Here is a 19,873-nt window from a genome sequence, read left to right on the forward strand (position 1 = left end):
CTTCCCTCTAAACTCTTACCTAAAAAAGTATGCCAGCAAAAAGAATTATACCATGTCTTGACGTCAAGAACGGCAGGACAGTGAAAGGAATAAATTTCGAAGGACTTGCCGATGTAGGTGATCCGGTAGAATTAGGTGCCCGCTATGCGAAGGAGGGTGCCGATGAATTAGTGTATCTTGACATAAGCGCATCGAAAGAGGAGCGCGCCACATTTACGGATCTTGTCAGACGTATAGCACAGCGTATCAACATCCCGTTCACGGTGGGTGGCGGTATATCCTCGGTGGAGGATGCCGCGAGGTTGCTTGATGCCGGAGCCGACAAGATTACGGTCAACAGTGCGGCGGTGGCTAATCCGCAACTCATCACCGATATTGCTGCACGTTACGGACGGCAGTTCGTGGTGGTGGCGATAGATGCCCGTCAGATAGACGGGGAGTGGAGAGTCACAACTCATGGTGGTTCCCGTCTTACCGACCGTGAGCTTTTCTCATGGGCGAAAGAGGTGGAGGAGAGAGGTGCGGGGGAGATAATGTTCACCTCTATGGATCATGACGGCACGCGTAGCGGTTATCCGTGCGATACGTTTGCGCGGCTCTGCGACTCATTGTCAATTCCGGTGATAGCATCCGGAGGGGCAGGGAGCGTAGCTGATATTGCGGAGGTGCTCGATGCCGGACATGCTGACGCGGCGTTGGCGGCAAGTATCTTCCATTATGGCGAGATAACGATCGATGCGCTTAAGCAGCAGCTGACAGAGAAAGGGATCGAAGTCAGGAGATAAGTATAAGGTCCTTAAGGTCCTTAAGGTCCTTAGGGTCCTTAATGTCAGTAATGACAATATTGTCAATACCGTCAGAAAAGACAATACTGTCAATATCGTCATTAATGACAATACTGACATTACTGTCAGAAAAGAGAATAAATCATAAAATCCGGAAGAAAAGATGAATGATATAAAGTTTGAGGATTTGAATCTGTCGAAATGTGCCGATGGGTTGTTGCCGGTGATAGTGCAGGATGCCGTTTCGATGAAGGTGCTGATGCTCGGTTACATGAACCGGGAGGCTTTTGAGAAGACAATGGCTACGGGGAAGGTGACGTTCTTCAGCCGTACACGTAATCAGTTGTGGACGAAGGGTGAGACGTCGGGAAATTTTCTGAACGTGGAGGAGGTGTATCTTGACTGTGACGGTGATACACTTCTTGTGAAGGCACATCCGGTGGGTCCCACCTGTCATCGTGGCACCGAATCATGCTTCGACACACCCTCCGAAGAGGGTTTCATACGTAAACTCTCAGCCCTGATACAGCAACGTCATAAGGAGATGCCGGAAAACTCCTACACTACGCGCCTATTCATAAAAGGCGTCAAGAAGATAGCACAGAAAGTAGGGGAAGAGGCAGTGGAATCAGCCATAGAGGCAGTAGACGGCAACCGTCCGCGCTTCATCTACGAGGCCGCCGATCTCCTCTACCACTACCTCGTGCTCCTCGAACAAATGGGTTGCGACCTCACCGACATAGAGAAAGAGCTTCTCTTCCGCCACTCCTAAGAGTGCGGAAGAGCCTTCTTTTATAATGTTATGATTTGGACTCCCTTGCAAGTCGTTGTTCCCGCAAGAGCTTGAATTGAGCGAAGTATTCTTCCGGCTTCAGCGGATGCTGATTCCAATAAGTTACTGATGCTTTCTGTTTTATGATGGTCTGTTTGTGATATTCTGTCATAATTCATACTGTTTAGAATAATAACAAGCGAATGAATAGTGTGATGTCTCAAAATTACAAAAAAAAGATGGATTGGCAAATTATTTTGTTTGCAATCAGGGCAACAGCATGAATTTTGATTTTATAAATTTCATACGATAGCCCTGATTTATTTGAAGGGATGGGGGTGGAATCGGAATATTTGTATTATCTTTGTGACTGAATCTTTTTAGGGAGATGCGGAATGTTATGAAGGAGAATAGAATCAAATATCCGATTGGATTGCAGTCTTTTGAGGAATTGCGGCGAGGAGGGTATGTGTATGTCGATAAGACCGGTTTTATCCCGTCGTTGCTGGATAAGAAGTATTATTTTCTGAGTCGTCCGAGACGATTCGGGAAAAGTCTTACTCTGTCGATGCTGGAGGCTTATTTTTGTGGAAGAAAGGATTTGTTTGAAGGACTTTCCGTGTATGATTGGGAAAGGGATTGGATTGAATATCCGGTGATACATATTGATTTTAACTCAATGAAAGGGGTGGAACCGGATGAGATAGTTGAGGAACTTCGTCAGATGCTTTTTGAGATTGCCGGAAATTACGAGGTGTCACTTCCGTTTGAATCCTATTGGACGCGAGAACGTTATCCGATAGGACGCCTATTTTTTGATCTTATTCGTCTGATGAGTGAGCAATATAAGAGAAATGTGGTGGTGCTTATTGATGAATATGACAAAGGTATCATAGAGGTGCTTCATGATGAGCAGTTGCGTATGAATGCCACTGACCTCTTGCGTCCTTTTTTCAGTGTGCTGAAATCGGCAGATAGATATATAAAATTTGCGTTCATCACGGGGGTATCACGTTTTCGGAATACTACTATTTTCTCCGGAGCCAACAACTTGTCGGATATTAGTCTTGATAGAAGATATGCATCTTTCTTGGGTATTACGGAGAAGGAAATGCTTACTTATTTCCAACCTGCATTGAATGATATTTCAGAGCGATATGGTTGGAGTTATGATAAAGTTGTGGAAGTGCTTCGCGATCGTTATGATGGTTATCGTTTTACTTCTGAGGAGGAATACGTTTATAATCCGTTCAGTCTGTTGAGTGCATTGGATTTTGAGGCATTTCAGGATTATTGGGTGGCTACCGGCACGTCAAAAGTGCTTGCCACTTATCTTAAAGCGTCGAAATTTACTTTCAGAGATCTTACACGCCGTTGGGTGTCGGCAAATCAATTGGGATCTACTTATACAAAGGAGAATCCTCTTTCGCTTTTTTTTCAGACCGGTTATCTCACCATACGGGATTTTGACGGGTTTAATGCCTATCGTCTTGGTATCCCCAATCAGGAGGTGCAGAATGCATTGGTGGAACTGATTATTCCTGAATTTGTTGAAGGTGTTGATGCTGATACAATAGGAGATATGACAATGACGCTTCGCAAAGCGATTAATTCTGGTGATGTGGATGACATGATGCAGACCCTACGCTCATTGATGGCTTCAATTCCTTATCATGAGATTGATGTTAAATTATTGGAGAAACACATGCATTTGTGTATGTATGTTGTGTTCCTTATGTTGGGCGTTGATACGAAGTGTGAGATTGTGGAATCTGCTGGACGTGTTGATATGGTGGCTCAAACTCCGTGGAGAGTATATGTTTTTGAGTTTAAGATTGACAAGAGTGCAGAAGAGGCATTGCGACAGATTGATGAGAAGGGATATGCAATTTCGTGGGAAGCGAGTGACAGAAAAGTTATTAAGATAGGCGTGAATTTTTCGTCAAAACTTCGTACCATCGATAGTTGGATTGCAGAGGTGCGATCATAGATGAAGGATAGCTGGTTGTGTCGGGATTTAAGAGAGTGTTGTTATGAAGATGATTAAGGAATGGCTATGAGTGAAATATTATATCCGATAGGAATACAGTCTTTCTCTAAGTTGAGGGAGGAGGGATATGTGTATGTTGACAAGACTGAATATATATGGCGCCTTGTTTCAATGAGTCAGTATGTGTTTCTGAGTCGTCCGCGACGTTTTGGAAAGTCGTTGCTTCTCTCTACGATAGAGGCTTTTTTTGAGGGTAGGCGGGATCTTTTTGAGGGTCTTGCGATTGAAGGGAGTGATCATGATTGGGGGGAGTATCCTGTGCTTCGGATAGATTTCACCGGCTCGAATTTCAATTCACCCGATAGTCTGAAAATTCATCTTGATTTTATGCTTTCCCATTGGGAAAAGAGGTATGGAATCGCTGTTACTGCGAAGGATGCGTATGGATTGCGTTTCGGACAGGTGATAGAGGAGGCTCACCGGCAGACGGGGAGGAAGGTGGTCATACTGATAGATGAGTATGACAAGCCATTGCTGGAGACTGTTAGCAATGAACCGTTGCAAGAGATATATCGTGGGGATCTTCGTGCGTTTTATAGCAATCTGAAGAAGCAGGATGATCATATACGCTTTGCAATGCTTACGGGCGTCACGCGTTTCGGTCATCTGAGTATCTTCAGTGATCTCAATAACCTTCAGGATATCTCTATGGATGAGCGTTATGCCGGGATATGCGGCGTAACGACAGAGGAACTTCACCGTTATTTCCAATCAGGAGTGGAGAATTTCGCTGAGCGGGAGGGAATGAGTGTAGAGGAGATATATGAGGAGTTGCGGCGAAATTACGACGGCTATCATTTCACTCCGAGAAACAGTCCGGATATATATAATCCATTCAGCTTGCTCAATTCGTTGTCAGCGGGTAGCTTCAGCGACTATTGGTTTCGGACGGGCACCCCGTCTTTCTTGATAAGGATGATACGTGATGGTAGGATACCGTTGCGCAGTATAAGTGATTGTGATGCGGATATACGCTCATTGTCAGACGTGTCGTTTGACTTGTCAAACTATCTCTCGGTGCTCTATCAGAGTGGCTATCTTACGATAAAAGGGTATGACCGGGAATTTGGATCAGTGACATTAGGTTTCCCGAATATGGAGGTGGAAAGAGGTTTCTTTGATAGTCTGTTCCGCATCTATACCCCTATGCCGGAACAGGAGACTTCATTTGCCATAAGGAAATTTGTACTTGATATAAGGAACGGTAGGACAGAGGATTTTATGCAGCGTCTTCAGAGTTTCTTCTCTGATTTTAAATATGATTCATTTGATCTTCAGAATCTTGAACGTCATTATCAAGACGTAATCTACATACTGATGAAGTTGATGGGCTTCTATACAGACATAGAATATAAGACGGCTTCCGGCAGGATAGATATGGTTGTCAAGACATCAGCGTATATCTATGTGTTCGAATTTAAGATTGACAGGTCTGCACAGGAGGCAATGGCACAGATAGACAGTAAGGATTACTTATTGCCGTTTAAGTCTGATGGCAGGACCTTGGTAAAGGTTGGAGCCAATTTCTCTACGGAGACTCGCTCAATTGACAGTTGGATTACGGAAGCGATTTATTGAAGTTAGATAGGGTCCTGTTTTTGAAGGATTATTTATGGGGGTATTATACACAATGAAAGCCATCTTTCGGGATGGCTTTCGTCGTGAATAAGGAATGTCGGCAGATATGTCTGCCTGCTGACGTTGTGGTCAGCCGAAGATGCTCCTGATCTGGAGACACATGAGGGCAAGTCCTAATGCGCATAGAGTGGCGAACCCTAATTGTGACAAGTTGGCAGATGTCTTGCGTTGAGATGTAGTCTTCATGATTGTTTTGTGTTGAATGTTTATAAATCTGTTTGGCGTCGGCGGTCGGTCGCTGTAATGGAATCAAAAGTTGACCGCCTTACTTTTGATGTTGCAAAGTTAGATTCTTTAACTGCCATTATTGGGCAGTTAAATGTTAATATGTATTAATAGTTGTTGTGGGATTGCTAATGTGCATAAAAAAAGGAATCTCCGGATTTCCGGAAATTCCTTTTTTAGTTAGAATCTGAGAATTGTCTCAGTCGCGTGAGCCACCGCCGAAGATGCGGAGAAGGAAGAGGAAGAGGTTGATGAAATCGAGGTAGAGATTGAGCGCACCCATAGTGGCGAGTTTGTCGGCAAGCTGCGGATCAAGATTAGCGGCTGCGAGACGTTTCACTTGCTGGGTATCCCATGCGGTGAGACCTGTGAATATCAGGACACCTACGATTGAGATAATCCATTCCATTGTGCTGTTGGCCCAAAAGATGTTGACTACGGATGCAATGATGAGTCCGAATAGAGCCATCATAAGGTAGGTGCCCATCTTTGAGAGATCAGACTTGGTGAAATATCCGTAAACCGACATTGCGCCAAACGTACCGGCAGTGATGAAGAATGTGTATACGATAGTGCCTATGCGGTAGGCTATGAATATCGGAGCGAGCCATACGCCCATTATTGCGGAGAATACGCAGAAGAGCAGAAGGCAGGTTGAGGTAGACATCTTCGCCATACGTGTGGGTAGTATCCATGCCATTGCAAGCATTACGATGAACATGCCCCAGAATACAAGCTGGTTGCCGAAGATGAACTGCATGGCAGCTGCGCTTGATGCTACACCGAGCGCACAGAATGCCGAGATCAGAAGACCGATGAACATGCGCACGTAGACGCGTTTCATCACGGAGTTCACCTGATTCACGATTGCGCCTGACCCATAGTAGGGTGGAGGCGTCATGTTTTGATTCCTGTAATCCATATTGATTGAATTAGTTTTACTTTTGTTTAATTGTTGTGGAAATGATCCGGAATATCCGGAGATAACATAAATCTGTCGTCTGTATAATAAGACAACAAATTATATGCCAAGTTTATTTGCCACGAACGATTTTTTTATGTGAATCACATTCTTTCAGGCATTTCCATGCCGAGAAGTGATACTCCGGACTTCAGTGTGCGGGCCACGACAGCTGACAGCAGGAGACGGAACGTGCGTTTTGCCTCATCTTCCTCCTTGAGGATGGAGTAGTCGTGATAGAACTGGTTGTACTCCTTAGCAAGATCATAGCAATAATTGGCGATAAGGGCGGGGGAGTAGGTCCTGCCAGCCTCCTTCACTACCGATGGGAAGTCTGCCACTTTCTGAATCAATGTGGATTCCTTCTCGTTGGGAGTGGTCTGCGGTGTGGCTGACATGTCGATGCCTCCGGCGCGACGTATCACTGACTGGATGCGTGCGTAGGTGTACTGAAGGAACGGACCCGTGTTGCCGTTGAAATCGATTGATTCCTTCGGATTGAAGAGCATATTCTTCTTGGGGTCTACTTTAAGAAGGAAATATTTCAGCGCACCGAGTCCAACCATACGTGCCACTTCGGCAGCCTCTTCCTCCGGCATATCGGCAAAGCGGTCGGCAGAGGTCTCACGTGCGGAATCCACCATCTGCTGTATGAGGTCGTCGGCATCCACCACAGTGCCTTCGCGAGATTTCATCTTACCTTCAGGAAGCTCAACCATACCGTAGGAGAAATGGGTGAGATCCTTGCCCCATTTGAAACCGAGCTTGTCAAGTAGGAGCGACAGCACCTGGAAATGATAGTTCTGCTCGTTGCCCACCACGTATATCATCTTGTCGATGGGGAAATCCTGATAGCGCAGTTTCGCGGTGCCGATATCCTGGGTCATGTAGACGGATGTGCCGTCAGCACGAAGCAGAAGCTTATGGTCAAGACCGTCGCCTGTGAGGTCGGCCCATACTGAACCATCCTCCTTGCGATACATTATCCCTTTCTCAATACCTCCGAGCACGAGATCCTTACCTTCAAGATAGGTGTCGCTTTCATAATATATCTTGTCGAAGTTTACACCAAGACGACGGTAGGTCTCATCAAATCCTTCATATACCCATTCATTCATAGTCTTCCAGAGAGAGCGCACCTCCTCGTCGCCGGCTTCCCATTTGCGAAGCATCTCGCGGGCCTCCAGCATGAGGGGGGATTCAGCTTCTGCCTCCTCCTTGGTGCGTCCGTTATCCATAAGTTCCTTCACTTCCGCCTTGAAATGCTTGTCGAATTCCACGTAGAAATCGCCGATAAGGTGGTCGCCCTTCTTCCCGGCTGATTCAGGAGTGGCACCATTTCCCCATTTCTTCCATGCGAGCATCGACTTGCAGATGTGTATGCCTCGGTCGTTGACGATGTTGGTCTTCACCACTTTGTGACCGTTAGCCTCAAGTATGCAAGAAAGGGAATATCCGAGAAGATTATTCCTTACGTGACCGAGGTGAAGAGGTTTGTTGGTGTTGGGGGATGAGTATTCCACCATTACGAGGTCGGAATTTTCATCAGCTTTCTTTATGCCGAAGTTGGAATCTGCTGCAATATCGTGGAGGATACCGAGCCAGAATGCCGGGTTGATTGATATGTTGAGGAATCCTTTCACCACATTGAATTTCTCCACTGCCGGCTCATTGGTCACGAGCCATTCGCCGATTTCTGTGGCAGTGGCTTCGGGCGACTTGTGGGATGCCTTCAGATATGGGAACACCACGATGGTGAGATTGCCTTCAAATTCCTTTCTTGTAGCCTGTGGCACGATGGATGCCGGATCAATTGAAACTCCGTAAAGGCTGGAGATCGCTTTTGCAACAGCACCAGAGATTATTGATTCTACTGTCATTGTCGTTGTTGTCTGTGAGAATGTTATGATTAATTGACAAGGGGGAGTGTGCAGATTGTGATAAAATGGCTGCATTGCTCCTACCACGTTGCAAAATTAGCAAAAAAAGAGCGCTTTCACAAATAGTGGAAACGCTCTCTTACTTTATGAGTCACAAAGATTGATGCTTCGTGTGTCGCTTTAGATGAGAATGTTACTTGCCGAGCCCGTCAGCAGGTTTGAATTTAACGGTCTTGCGTGCTGCAATCGTGATTTTCTCCTTAGTCTTGGGATTGATACCGGTGCGTTCCGGTTTTTCCACCACTGAGAATGTGCCGAAGCCGATGAGCTGCACCTTATCGTCATTGGCGAGAGCCTGTGCGATAGATTCAAGACAAGCATCAAGAGCCGCTTTTGCAGCCACTTTGTTCATATCCGCTTTTGCAGCGATTTCATTGATGAGATCTCCTTTTGTCATGATTTCAATATGTTTTTTATGAATATAAAATAAATTTATGCAAATGAAGTTGATTAAACTTCATTTCTATAGTTTATAATATAGAACAATAGAAAGGTGTAAAAGTATTACGAAAATAGAGAAAATGTTAAGTAATCGTAAAAAAAGGGGGGAATGGAATGAAAAAGCGTGCGGTATGGATGATACCGCACGCAAATTATCATATCAATATCCTCAGTTATTTCCGGATGATTTTATCAGATGTTGGGCTTTGACCACACTTTGGTCTCGGTGCAGTTGGCTTTAATTTTCTCGCTTCCGATTGTGAACTGGAACTCACCCTTCTCGATTGTCCATTTGCCGTCGTAATTCACGAATGCAAGGTCGGATGCCGGAATCTGGAAATCGAGTTTCTTACTTTCGCCAGCCTTTAGGTCGAGTTTGTCGAACCCTCTCACGCGGAGCACGTCGGGAGTGATCGATGCTACGAGGTCAGAGCTGTAAAGGATAACCGGTTCCATACCGTCAACGTTGCCGCTGTTGGTTACAGTGATTCCGATAGTCAGGATGTCGTCGGCAGAGAAATCTGTCTTGTCGATGGTTATGTCGGAATATTTGAAGGTGGTGTAGCTCATGCCGTATCCGAAAGGCCACTGCACGTCGATGTCAGCATTATAGTTGTATGCGCCCGACATTGTTTCGACAGTCTCACAAGGTTTGTGGTCGTATGTGGCGAGAGCGTTGATCCATTTCGGATATGTGTAGGGCAGTTTTGCACTGAAGTTGCGTTTGCCGGAAAGGAGCAGGGCGAGAGCGTCACCACCATAATTCCCGGGGAGCAGCACGTCTACAACTGCACTTGCGAGGGGCTCGATCTCACGGATGATGCGCGGACGTCCCTCATTAAGCACGAGCACGATGGGTTTGCCGGTAGCTGCAAGAGCTTTCACCAGTGCAGTCTGGCGTGGTGAGAGGGTGAGGTCATTCGTATTGCCGGGAGTCTCACAATATGAGTTCTCTCCGATACAAGCAACGATCATGTCTACACCACGGGCAGCCGCCACGGCTTTCTCTATGCGCACGTTGGTCTCAGCCTCCCATTTGCCGAAGTCCTGCACGTAGTCCATACCCTGTTCGAGCACCACATTTGATGTGCCATATTCGTTGCAAAGAGCCTCATATATGGTGTTATACTGTGAATGGAACTTGGGATCGTCAGTGCCTTGCCAAGTGTAAGACCATCCTCCGTTGAGAGAACGCATTGTGTTGGCGTTTGGACCGGTCACGAGGATGCGTTTCCCTTTGGCAATGGGGAGAACGTTGTTCTCATTCTTTAGAAGCACCTCACTCTGCACAGCCAGCTCAAGAGCCTTCATAGCGTGCTGTTCGCTGCCGAAGAGAGGATAATCCTTCGGATTTGTGGCAGGGATCTCGAAGAGTCCGAGACGCAGTTTGAGGCGGACAATTCTTGACACAGCGTCATCAATACGTTCTTTTGACACCTTACCCTCCTCGACAAGTTCCTTCAGCAATGTGCAGAACTCCATGTCGTATGGGGTCATCGACATGTCGATTCCGGCATTGATCGCCATCATTATTGCCTCCTTATAGTCGGCAGCCACCTTGTCGCGTTTCCAGATATTATGAATGTCTGCCCAGTCGGTCACGATCATACCGTCCCAGTTTAGGTCTTCTTTCAGCCAAGTGGTAAGCATCTCATAGTTTGCATGGAACGGCACACCATTGTTGATGCCTGAATTGACCATGACTGACAGTGCTCCGGCGCGTATAGCCTCCTTGAAAGGATGGAAATATTTCTCACGCAGGTCTACCGGATTGATTGATGACGGGGTGCGGTCTTTTCCTGTGACGGGGTTGCCGTAAGCCATATAGTGCTTCAGACAGGCAGCCACGTTCTTGGAGCCGACATGATTCGGGTCATCGCCCTGATAGCCCTTCACCATCTCGATAGCCATCGCACCGTTGATATACGGGTCTTCACCGAAGCTTTCCCATATACGGCTCCATACCGGGTTGCGTCCGAGGTCCATCACGGGATTATATACCCAAGGGATTGCACATGCACGCGATTCGTAGGCGCATATCTCCGCACCCTCTCTTACGAGATCACGGTTGAAGGATGCAGCCATATTGATTTCCTGCGGGAACAATGTTCCCCCCTTTGTATAGGTGGTGCCGTGGTTCTGGTCAACACCATATATGTCGGGCACTCCGATATATTTCATTGAAGCGTCTTGGATTCCGCTGATGATATTATACCATATTTCAGGGTCTTGAGCCTCTCCGAGAGGAGTGTTGAGTACGGAACCGACACGATATTTCTCGAAAGCGTTCTGCACTTTTTCCGGATTGAGGGTCACTTTCCCGTCGGTAAGTGAGTCTGCGAGTATGACGTCAATGTTGATCTCACACATCTGTCCCACTTTATCGTCGAGCGACATTTTGGATACTATTTCCGACACTCGTTTTTCAAGGTCGTTGTCAGCCGGTATTGCCGGCGACATGGCTCTGTCAGACGTGTTGCGTCCGCAGGCGAGCGCAAGCAAGGATAGAGCTGCAAAGGATAATTTTTTCATTTGAGAAAAGTTGGTTAGGTTATACTGAGTTAGTAGTTCAGCAAAGGTACGAATTATATTGTAAAAATGGAAAGCTTTGATGTGAAAATTATTAAAAAATACTTCCATTGCTTCCGGATGGATGGCATCGGTTTGGTTAGCAACCGAAAAATTGTTAAATTTGCGTCATGTTTGGTAGTAATAGAGGAGGTTTTCTGGCGTCGATACCGCCGGTGACTAAAAACCTTATAATAATCAATCTTATAGTCTGGCTTGCGGAAGCATTGTTCCCACGATTTTCGGACACCATGATTCGCGTGCTTGGACTTCATTTTGTATCGGCGTCTGATTTCAACCCCATTCAGGTGTTGACCTACATGTTCTTGCATTCGCCGCAAGGGGTGGCGCACGTGCTTTTCAATATGTTCACTCTCTGGATGTTTGGATCCACGCTTGAGAGAGTATGGGGCGCACGACGGTTTATTGTGTTCTACCTTGTATGCGGCATTGGTGCGGCTATAGTGCAGGAGGTGGTGTGGACCTTTACCTGGGAGCACGAATATATAAGTGGTATCGCGCCGCTCAACGGACTTACATACGACCACATGAAAGCAGTCGTTGACAATGCGTTGGCAAAAGGGGATCCTCAATTCTTGTCGGCAGTGGCGCAGATGAAGAACCACATGGTGACAATCGGTGCATCCGGTGCGGTGTTCGGTCTGTTGCTTGGATTCGCTTTCGTTTTCCCCGACATGCCGTTGTATCTCTTCTTTATTCCGGTGCCGATAAAGGCTAAATATATGGTCATAGGGTATGGAGTGATAGAATTTTTCCTTGGAGTAGGAGCCAGCGATATGATAGCACATTTCGCTCATCTCGGCGGAATGCTGTTCGGACTGGTTATATTGTTGTATTGGAAAAAGAAAGGCATATTGAGAGGTGGCGGCTTTTATTGACAAATTCAGAGAGGCGTGTGGCTCGCGTGCATTGGCATGGCTTCTATTGGCAAACTGTGGCATATTCCTTGTAGTGTGGATGATAGTCATCATCGGCAACTATGCCGGATATCCAGGTAATTTCACTATGCAGTGGCTCTGTGTGTCGTCGTCTGCTCCGGTGGCATTGCGCCATTTCTGGACAGCTGCCACGTATATGGTGACACACTACGGATTCCTCCATCTCCTATTCAACATGCTATGGCTTTTCTGGTTCGGACGTATCCTTATGACGTCATTATCCGACCGTCATCTGACATGGATATATGCCGGAGGTGGATTTGCCGGAGCTGTGCTGTACGTGGCTGTTCATGCGCTTGTGACAGGTATGTCTGATTCCGGATCATATCTATGCGGGGCATCCGCATCGGTCTTGGCTGTGATTGCAGCCTCTGCGATTCGCACTCCCGATCTGAGACTATATCTGTTTCTGATTGGTGAGGTGAAATTGAAATGGGTTGCGCTTGGATGTATTGTCTTGACCTTTGCCGGAGTGGGTGGAGGTAATGCCGGAGGGCAGGCGGCTCACGTAGGCGGTGTGCTTTTTGGCGTGCTTTTCACGTTGGCAATCAACGCCGGATATGATCCGGTAAAGAGGTTCGCAGATAAGATGCGTGATGTCAGTAGCCGTGAGCCCATATCAATGCCAAGGCGGAAGAATGTCAGGCGCGACGGCAATGCAGTGGCAAGGGCTGCGGGGGGGAGGTTATCCGACATGTCGCGTCTTGACGAGCTTCTTGACAAGATACGTCTTTCCGGCTATGCCTCACTCACCGACGTTGAGCGGCGTGAACTGAATGCCCTGTCGCGGAAAATTGAGAAGTGATAGATAAAAACAGATACAAAATAATTTCATAAATAACTTAAATCGAGAATGTTTACAATTCCACTTGTAAATCCTCTGTTGCGCATGGCGCTGAGGATTATTTCGATAGTAGTGTTTATTCTGACGCTTATCTCCGCATACGGCGGTAAATGCAATCCGGAGTATCTCACGATTCCGGCGGTGCTGTGCCTTGGATTCCCTTATTTCGTGATACTTACCGCATTGTTGTCATTGGCATGGATACTGATGCACCGATTGTTTTTCTCTCTGCTTGGAGTGCTCACTCTTCTGGCATGTGCCGCCCCGATGTCGGTAGCCGTGCCCTTCAAATTCTCCAAGACGGCATCTCCCGGTGAGCAGACCTTCAAGATCATTTCCTGGAATGTGCTCCACACGGATGATGTCAGGAAACCGGATGCACCGACCAACAGGGCGGTGGAATATATGGTCAATTCCGGAGCTGATGTTATATGTCTGGCAGAGATGAATAATTTCAGTCCTGCAGAGTTGAAGAAGGCGAGTCCTGCCTTGATCGACAGCCTTATCCGGAAATATCCGTTCCGTGCAGGATTGTCGTCTACGGATATTAAGATATTGTCGAAGTATCCGGTCGACCGCTCGGGATTGTCGCTTGTAAACGACGGCGGTCATCACAGATTTGACTTCTTCAAGGTCAATTTCCCGAATGGGAAGATATTGAACGTCGGCATGGTGCATCTCTATTCCTACGACCTTTCGGAAGAGGAACGTCAAGTAGTGAAGGAGATGAAATCGGTCAACGGTGCCAAGTCAAGTGTAAAGGAGCTTAAGGGCACAATATTGTCGAAGTTGAGAAACGCATTCCGTCGGCGTGCGGAAAATGCACGCGATCTCCGGGCTGCCATCGACAGCATACGTCCTAACGCGCCCTTGATTATATGCGGAGACTTCAATGACGTGCCGGCATCGTGGGCATACAATATAATAAAGGGTGAGGATATGCGGGATGCGTATGCCGAGACGAATTTCGGACCGACGTTCACGTATAATCTCCATGCCTTCTATTTCCATATCGACCAGATGCTCTATAGAGGGAATCTGGAGGCATTGAGCCTGAAGGTAGGGAAAATAAATACATCTGATCATTATCCATTGGTAGGCGAGTTCGCCTTCACAAAATAATAGTCTAATACTTTTTCAGAATGAAAAAAATCTTATTGTCAACGGCAGCCGCCCTTCTTCTGGGCATGCCACTAACCCAAACAGTGATGGCTGATTCACAAAATCCATTCCTGACGGAATATACCAATAAATATGGTATTCCCCCTTTTGAGAATATCAGTATATCCGATTTCATACCTGCGATAAAGGCGGGTATAGCGGAGCAGAAGGAGAATATCTCCGCGATAACAATGAATCGTGCTGTGCCCGATTTTGACAACACTATTCTCCCGTTGGAGAATCTGTCGCCGATTCTCGACAGGGTGACAAGAGTGTTCTATCATTATGACAACGCGCTTTCAACTGATGAGTTTGCCACAATGGCAGAGGAGGCTATACCTTTGCTCAATGAGGCATCCAACGAGCTGAATCTTGACGAACAGTTGTTTGAGAAGATAAAATATGTGTATGACAACCGCGACAAGCAGAAACTGACTCCTGTGCAGAAGCGGGTCGTGGAGAAATACTACAAGAAGTTTCAGGAACAGGGTGCGGCTCTCCCTGCTGAAAAGAAGGCTCAGCTGATAAAGGTGAATGATGAATTGTCGAAGCTCTTCATCCAGTATAATAAGAATCTTCTGAATGCCACCAACTCATTCTTCGTGACGGTATATGACAAGGCGGATCTTGCCGGTCTGCCGGAATCATCTGTAGCGCAGGCTGCCGATGAGGCATCAAAGCGTGGTCTTGATGGTCTTTGGGTCTTCACCCTCCATGCTCCGAGCCGTCTGCCTGTGTTGCAGAATGCCGAGAACCGTGGTTTGCGTGAGGCTATCTATAAGGGCTATACGAACCTTGCGTCATACGGGGAATACAATAATTTCCCGGTGATAGAGAAAATCGTGAAACTGCGTGCGGAGAAGGCTAAAATCATGGGCTTTGACAACTTTGCGCAGATGATGACTTCTCGCGTGATGGCAAAGACTCCCGAGGCTGCCACGAATCTGTTGATGCAGGTGTTTGAACCGGCTGTACAGAGAAGCCATGAAGAGGTTGCCGACATGCAGGCTGTGGTCGATGCTGAGAAGGGTGGCTTCAAGATTGCACCCTGGGATTATTATTATTATGCCGGAAAGGTGAAGAAGCAGAAATACAATCTGGAGGAATCGGATGTCAGACCTTATTTCTCACTTGAGAACGTGCTGAAGGGTCTGTTCTATTGCGCTGAGAAACTTTACGGTATAAAGATGGTTGAGATGCCGGATGCCCCGAAATATATGGATGAGGTGAAGGTGTATGAGGTGGTTGACGCCAAGACCGGCGAACATATTTCAGTCTTCATGACAGACTATTTCCCACGTGCAACAAAACGTCAGGGCGCATGGATGGAGGAATTGCAGAATGCCGGACTTTATGAGAATGGCGAACAGCGTCGTCCGATAGTCTATAATGTCGGTAATTTCACCCGCCCGGTCGGCGACACTCCGGCTCTTCTCACAATAGATGAGGTGGAGACTACTTTCCATGAGTTCGGACACGCCCTGCAGGGAATGCTCACCCGCGCACCTTACCGTTCAATCTCCGGCACAAGCGTAGATCGCGACTTCGTGGAGCTTTGCTCTCAGATCAACGAGCACTGGGCTTTTGACCCCGAAGTGCTTAAGGTGTATGCCCGTCATTACAAGACAGGCGAGGTGATTCCCGATGATCTCGTAGAGAAACTTCAGAAATCATCCAAGTTCAATCAGGGCTTCGTGACCACAGAGCTTGCAGGCGCGGCTCTTCTTGACCTTGAATGGGGTCAGACAGACGGAAACGGTATAGACGTGCCGTCGTTTGAGGCAAAAGTGACAGAGAAAATCGGTATGCCGGAGGAGATCACATACCGCTACCGTTCTCCATATTTCAAGCATATATTCGGAGACGATGGCTATGCATCGGGTTATTATACGTATCTTTGGAGCCAGGTGCTTGAGGCTGATGCATGGGAGTTGTTTGAGCAGAAAGGTATTTTCGACAAGAAGACAGCAGATTCCTTCAAGAAAAACATCCTTGAGAGCGGCGATACGGAAGATGCTATGGTTCTGTTCAAACGATTCCGCGGACATGAGCCGGATGCCGGTGCACTCCTTCGTCTGCGTGGGTTTGCTAAATAATTGATAATTGATAATTGACAATTGATAAGAGACGCGGCTCCGTCAAGGGGTGCGCGTCTCTTTCCAAATAAAGCCGATATACTGTTATGATAGAGGAGAAATATATGCGCAGGGCATTGCAACTTGCCCGAGGCGGAGAGGGACGCGTCGCGCCTAATCCGATGGTGGGCGCGGTGGTGGTCGCTAATGGCAGGATAATAGGGGAGGGTTTTCATCGCACGTATGGCGGTCCTCATGCAGAGGTCAACGCGATAGCCTCCGTGCTGCCGGAGGATCGTGAATTGCTCTCCGAAGCTACAATCTACGTCACGCTTGAACCATGTTCGCACTACGGCAAGACGCCGCCGTGTGCGAAACTGATTATCGATACCGGCATACCGCACGTGGTTGTCGGTGCTCCCGACCCGAATCCGCTCGTGGCAGGACGCGGCGTGAGGATGATGCGTGAGGCTGGCATAAGGGTGGATGAGGATGTGCTGAAGGATGAGTGCATCGCGCTGAACAAGCGTTTCATGACGGCGCACACTTCCGGCAGACCGTGGATACAGCTCAAATGGGCTGAGAGTGCCGACAGACGCATGGCGGGTGTAGACGAGGAGGGGCGACCGGTGCCGGTAAGGCTGTCGTCGCCGTTGTCGTCGGTATGGATGCATAGGGAACGTGCGAACGTTGAGGCTATCATGGTGGGTGCGAATACGCGCCGCATCGACAATCCGCGTCTTGACGTGCGCTATTGGGGTGGTAGGAATCCGAGAGTGGTTGACTGCTCCGGAGAAGTGGATTGCCGCCGTCTCGTGGAAGACTTGCGTAAGGAGGGGGTGACTTCCCTTATGGTGGAGGGTGGGGCGAAACTTCTCAATTCATTTATCCGCGAAGGGCTTTACGATGAGGTGAGAGTGGAGACCTCTCCTGTGGTTTTAGGCGAAGGATTGCGCGCCCCGGCTCTTCCGGAAGATGTGCATTTGGAAAAAACTGAGAGGTGCAGAGGGAACATTATTGCTTTTTACAGACGTTAAAAAGCCCTAAAAAAGACTTATTTGTTAAAATGAAGCGAATTTGTGCTGAATATTTCCCCAAGAAATACTAATTTTGCAAATTGTAACAAGTGCGTGGAATAGAGATATGCGGGTATACCGCCTGACATCATCCATGCAACTAACCAATGTCAAAATAGTGAAAAAGACAACAACCCGTCGCATATCGTATCTGATTCCGGCCGCCATCCTGCTGTCGGGAGGCATATCATCGTGTAATAAATCAACGACACCTACAGATGAGGTGGCAGTCACTATTTCAAATGTGGCAGTGAAGAATTTCAATCTTAAGGCTGACACAAAAGTGATGGCAAACCTTGATTCCGTATTCTTTTCTATAAATCTTGAAAGCGGAGTGATATTCAATGCCGATTCTCTCCCGAAAGGGACAAAGATAAGCCGTCTCATACCGGTCATCACGTTTGCCAATGGATTGTCGAAGGCAGAGATTGTGATGAGTGGGGGCTCGGAGGAGTCGAAGACCGTCGACTATCTGAAGAATCCCAACGATAGTATTGACTTTACAAGGGATGTGAAGCTCAATGTCACGGCTGCCGACGGCACCAACACCTACACCTACACGATAAAAGTAAACGTGCATAAGGAGAATCCCGATTCATTGATATGGGATAAACTGGCAGTGACCAATCTTCCGTCGCGTATCGCCAACCCCGTTGATCAGAAGACTGTTGAGAGGGGGGATAGAGTCTACACGCTTATAGAGGAGAGCGACGGCACATACACATGGTCGTCGACCGAATCCATATCAGAATCCGTATGGGATAAGAAAGAGGTGAGTCTTCCCTTTGCCCCGGCGATAAAGAGTCTTGCCGCAACGTCAGATTCGTTCTGGATGCTTGATACAGACGGACTCCTTTATGAGTCGGCTGACGGCTTGGCATGGAGTTCCACCGGCGAGAGATGGGTGACATTGATAGGCAGCTATCTTGAATCCGTGTTGGGTGTGAAGGATGCAGGCGGCGTGATGATGCATTGCCATTATCCGGCTAATCCGATCATCAAAGACACCGAGATGGCTCCGGACTTCCCGATATATGCCCGTTCGGAATTGCGCACAATAGAGACAAAGTGGACGGAGATTCCCACTGCCCTGTTTGTCGGTGGATTGACTTCGGCAGGGGTGCGTTCCTCCCACACATGGGGCTTCGACGGCTCAACATGGACCACCATAGATTCCAAGCCTACCCCCGGACTTGAGGGCGCGACATTGTTTAAATACACGGTCTATCGTAAGACCAGCAGTGCATTCAAACAGGTGGCGTATGATGCCTGGGTGGTGCTTGGCGGCATACTCGACAACGGTGATTACAATCGTAATCTCTACATATCGTTCGACAACGGCGTTTCATGGCGTCCGGGCAGCAGCATGATGTCGCTCCCCGACGTGTTCCCGAAAATATCGGAAGCGAATGCTGTAGTGATCGACTCGCAGCTTGATGCCGATCTCAGCGACGCCTGGACCGTGACTCCCTCGCCTGATCCCGGCAAGATGATGAAGATCTCGTATGTCACCGATGGCACAGAGATAACGTGGGATTGCCCATATATCTACATACTCGGAGGAGAGATGCCCGGAGGCACATTCTCCAATGCTATATGGAGAGGCGTGCTTGCGCGGCTCGTTTTCACTCCCATTATCTGAAAAAGAATAATATAACTAATCAAAGAAAATCCCAATCGATTGAGCAGAGGTCTGATAATAAAGGTTATGACTACGGCGGCAATTACCGCCGCATTCAGCAGTGTGGCAGATGCACAGGAGGATTATCGGTTTGATGTCGGAGGCGGCATAGGGATGACCGGTTATCTCGGAGATGCCAACACGTCAAACCTGTGGAGCTCTCCATCGTGGGATATGGAGATTCTTTTCAGATATATAGTGAATCCGCGTTGGGCATTGAAGACGAATTTCTATACCGGAGGGCTTTCCGGCGATTCGTCGAAAATGACCAATGTGTTCCCCGACGGCAATACGTATAAATTCACCACCAATTTCTATGAATTTGGAGAGATGGCGGAATTTAACTTCTTTAATTATGGCATGGGAGAGAGCTACAGGCAGCTGAAGCGTATCTCTCCCTACATTACAGCCGGCGTAGGGGTGACGATGTGGAGCACGGGAGGAAAGACTTCCGGCGCGTTCACGCTCCCATTCGGTATAGGAGTGAAATATAAGCCGTCGCGCCGCCTGAATCTCGGGTTGGAATTCTTGATGAAGAAGACCTTTTCCGACCGCCTGGACGGATCCTCGCTCGATGACCCCATGGGTATAGAGAGCTCATTTATAAAAAATACAGACTGGTATTCTACGCTGACGTTCACCGTCAGCTATGAATTTAGCAAACGTTGCGCCGTGTGCAACTATAAAGACTGAATCA

The 19,873-nt window shown here is 47.6% G+C and carries 16 protein-coding genes; 11 read left to right on the forward strand and 5 right to left on the reverse strand.

The genetic code is table 11. The annotated features are described in order from the left end of the window. The first annotated feature begins 29 nt into the window (after positions 1 to 29). A complete protein-coding gene (gene hisF / locus E5331_RS06450; protein WP_123483687.1) occupies positions 30 to 785 on the forward strand; it encodes an imidazole glycerol phosphate synthase subunit HisF in 756 nt (251 codons plus the stop codon). Between the two features lie 163 nt (positions 786 to 948). Then, on the forward strand, positions 949 to 1,557 hold the full coding sequence (hisIE, locus tag E5331_RS06455) for a bifunctional phosphoribosyl-AMP cyclohydrolase/phosphoribosyl-ATP diphosphatase HisIE (protein ID WP_123483688.1): 609 nt from the start codon (positions 949 to 951) through the stop codon (positions 1,555 to 1,557). Positions 1,558 to 1,585: 28 nt separating this feature from the next. Here the strand turns inward: hisIE and E5331_RS20310 are convergent, their stop codons facing one another. Then, on the reverse strand, positions 1,586 to 1,729 hold the full coding sequence (locus E5331_RS20310; RefSeq protein ID WP_168355163.1) for a hypothetical protein: 144 nt from the start codon (positions 1,727 to 1,729) through the stop codon (positions 1,586 to 1,588). A 228-nt stretch (positions 1,730 to 1,957) separates the two neighbouring features. On the opposite strand from E5331_RS20310, the gene E5331_RS06460 reads away from it, so the two are divergent. Both E5331_RS06460 and E5331_RS06465 read left to right on the forward strand, forming a co-directional pair. Continuing rightward, positions 1,958 to 3,547, forward strand: coding sequence for an ATP-binding protein (locus E5331_RS06460; protein WP_168355164.1), 1,590 nt, complete (start codon positions 1,958 to 1,960; stop codon positions 3,545 to 3,547). A gap of 66 nt (positions 3,548 to 3,613) precedes the next feature. After that, entirely contained in the window at positions 3,614 to 5,185 is a 1,572-nt protein-coding gene (locus tag E5331_RS06465) for an ATP-binding protein (protein WP_123483728.1), read from the forward strand. A 484-nt stretch (positions 5,186 to 5,669) separates the two neighbouring features. On the opposite strand, the gene E5331_RS06470 is transcribed toward E5331_RS06465, so the two are convergent. The 4 genes from E5331_RS06470 to E5331_RS06485 form a co-directional block, all read right to left on the reverse strand. Then, on the reverse strand, positions 5,670 to 6,392 hold the full coding sequence (locus E5331_RS06470; RefSeq protein WP_275441116.1) for a Bax inhibitor-1/YccA family protein: 723 nt from the start codon (positions 6,390 to 6,392) through the stop codon (positions 5,670 to 5,672). Between the two features lie 143 nt (positions 6,393 to 6,535). Next, positions 6,536 to 8,311, reverse strand: coding sequence for an arginine--tRNA ligase (gene argS / locus E5331_RS06475; RefSeq protein ID WP_123483691.1), 1,776 nt, complete (start codon positions 8,309 to 8,311; stop codon positions 6,536 to 6,538). Positions 8,312 to 8,504: 193 nt separating this feature from the next. Then, positions 8,505 to 8,768, reverse strand: a complete 264-nt coding sequence (locus E5331_RS06480; RefSeq protein ID WP_123483692.1) for an HU family DNA-binding protein — start codon at positions 8,766 to 8,768, stop codon at positions 8,505 to 8,507. A 236-nt stretch (positions 8,769 to 9,004) separates the two neighbouring features. After that, positions 9,005 to 11,344 (reverse strand): glycoside hydrolase family 3 N-terminal domain-containing protein, encoded by a 2,340-nt coding sequence (locus E5331_RS06485; RefSeq protein ID WP_123483693.1) that lies wholly within the window; start codon positions 11,342 to 11,344, stop codon positions 9,005 to 9,007. A 167-nt stretch (positions 11,345 to 11,511) separates the two neighbouring features. On the opposite strand from E5331_RS06485, the gene E5331_RS06490 reads away from it, so the two are divergent. The 7 genes from E5331_RS06490 to porG all read left to right on the forward strand — a co-directional run bounded on the left by E5331_RS06490 (position 11,512) and on the right by porG (position 19,869). After that, complete coding sequence (locus E5331_RS06490) at positions 11,512 to 12,279, forward strand: rhomboid family intramembrane serine protease (protein WP_123483694.1); 768 nt, start codon at positions 11,512 to 11,514, stop codon at positions 12,277 to 12,279. Then, positions 12,263 to 13,144 carry a rhomboid family intramembrane serine protease gene (locus tag E5331_RS06495; protein WP_123483695.1) on the forward strand — a complete coding sequence of 294 codons (882 nt, stop codon included), beginning with the start codon at positions 12,263 to 12,265 and terminating at the stop codon, positions 13,142 to 13,144. Before E5331_RS06490 ends, E5331_RS06495 begins: the two co-directional genes overlap by 17 nt. 48 nt (positions 13,145 to 13,192) lie before the next feature. Further along, on the forward strand, positions 13,193 to 14,305 hold the full coding sequence (locus E5331_RS06500) for an endonuclease/exonuclease/phosphatase family protein (RefSeq protein ID WP_123483696.1): 1,113 nt from the start codon (positions 13,193 to 13,195) through the stop codon (positions 14,303 to 14,305). Between the two features lie 20 nt (positions 14,306 to 14,325). Continuing rightward, positions 14,326 to 16,440, forward strand: coding sequence for a M3 family metallopeptidase (locus E5331_RS06505; protein WP_123483697.1), 2,115 nt, complete (start codon positions 14,326 to 14,328; stop codon positions 16,438 to 16,440). An 86-nt stretch (positions 16,441 to 16,526) separates the two neighbouring features. Next, the gene (ribD, locus tag E5331_RS06510) at positions 16,527 to 17,456 is read left to right on the forward strand and encodes a bifunctional diaminohydroxyphosphoribosylaminopyrimidine deaminase/5-amino-6-(5-phosphoribosylamino)uracil reductase RibD (protein WP_123483698.1); all 930 of its coding nucleotides are present in this window, start codon (positions 16,527 to 16,529) and stop codon (positions 17,454 to 17,456) included. 157 nt (positions 17,457 to 17,613) lie between these two features. Further along, positions 17,614 to 19,137: a DUF6242 domain-containing protein gene (locus E5331_RS06515; protein WP_135984138.1), complete on the forward strand. Its 1,524-nt coding sequence runs from the start codon at positions 17,614 to 17,616 to the stop codon at positions 19,135 to 19,137. Positions 19,138 to 19,203: 66 nt separating this feature from the next. After that, a complete protein-coding gene (gene porG, locus E5331_RS06520; RefSeq protein WP_123483700.1) occupies positions 19,204 to 19,869 on the forward strand; it encodes a type IX secretion system protein PorG in 666 nt (221 codons plus the stop codon). The last annotated feature ends 4 nt before the right edge of the window (positions 19,870 to 19,873 follow it).

This window comes from Lepagella muris (assembly GCF_004793975.1).
GTDB lineage: Bacteria > Bacteroidota > Bacteroidia > Bacteroidales > Muribaculaceae > Lepagella > Lepagella muris.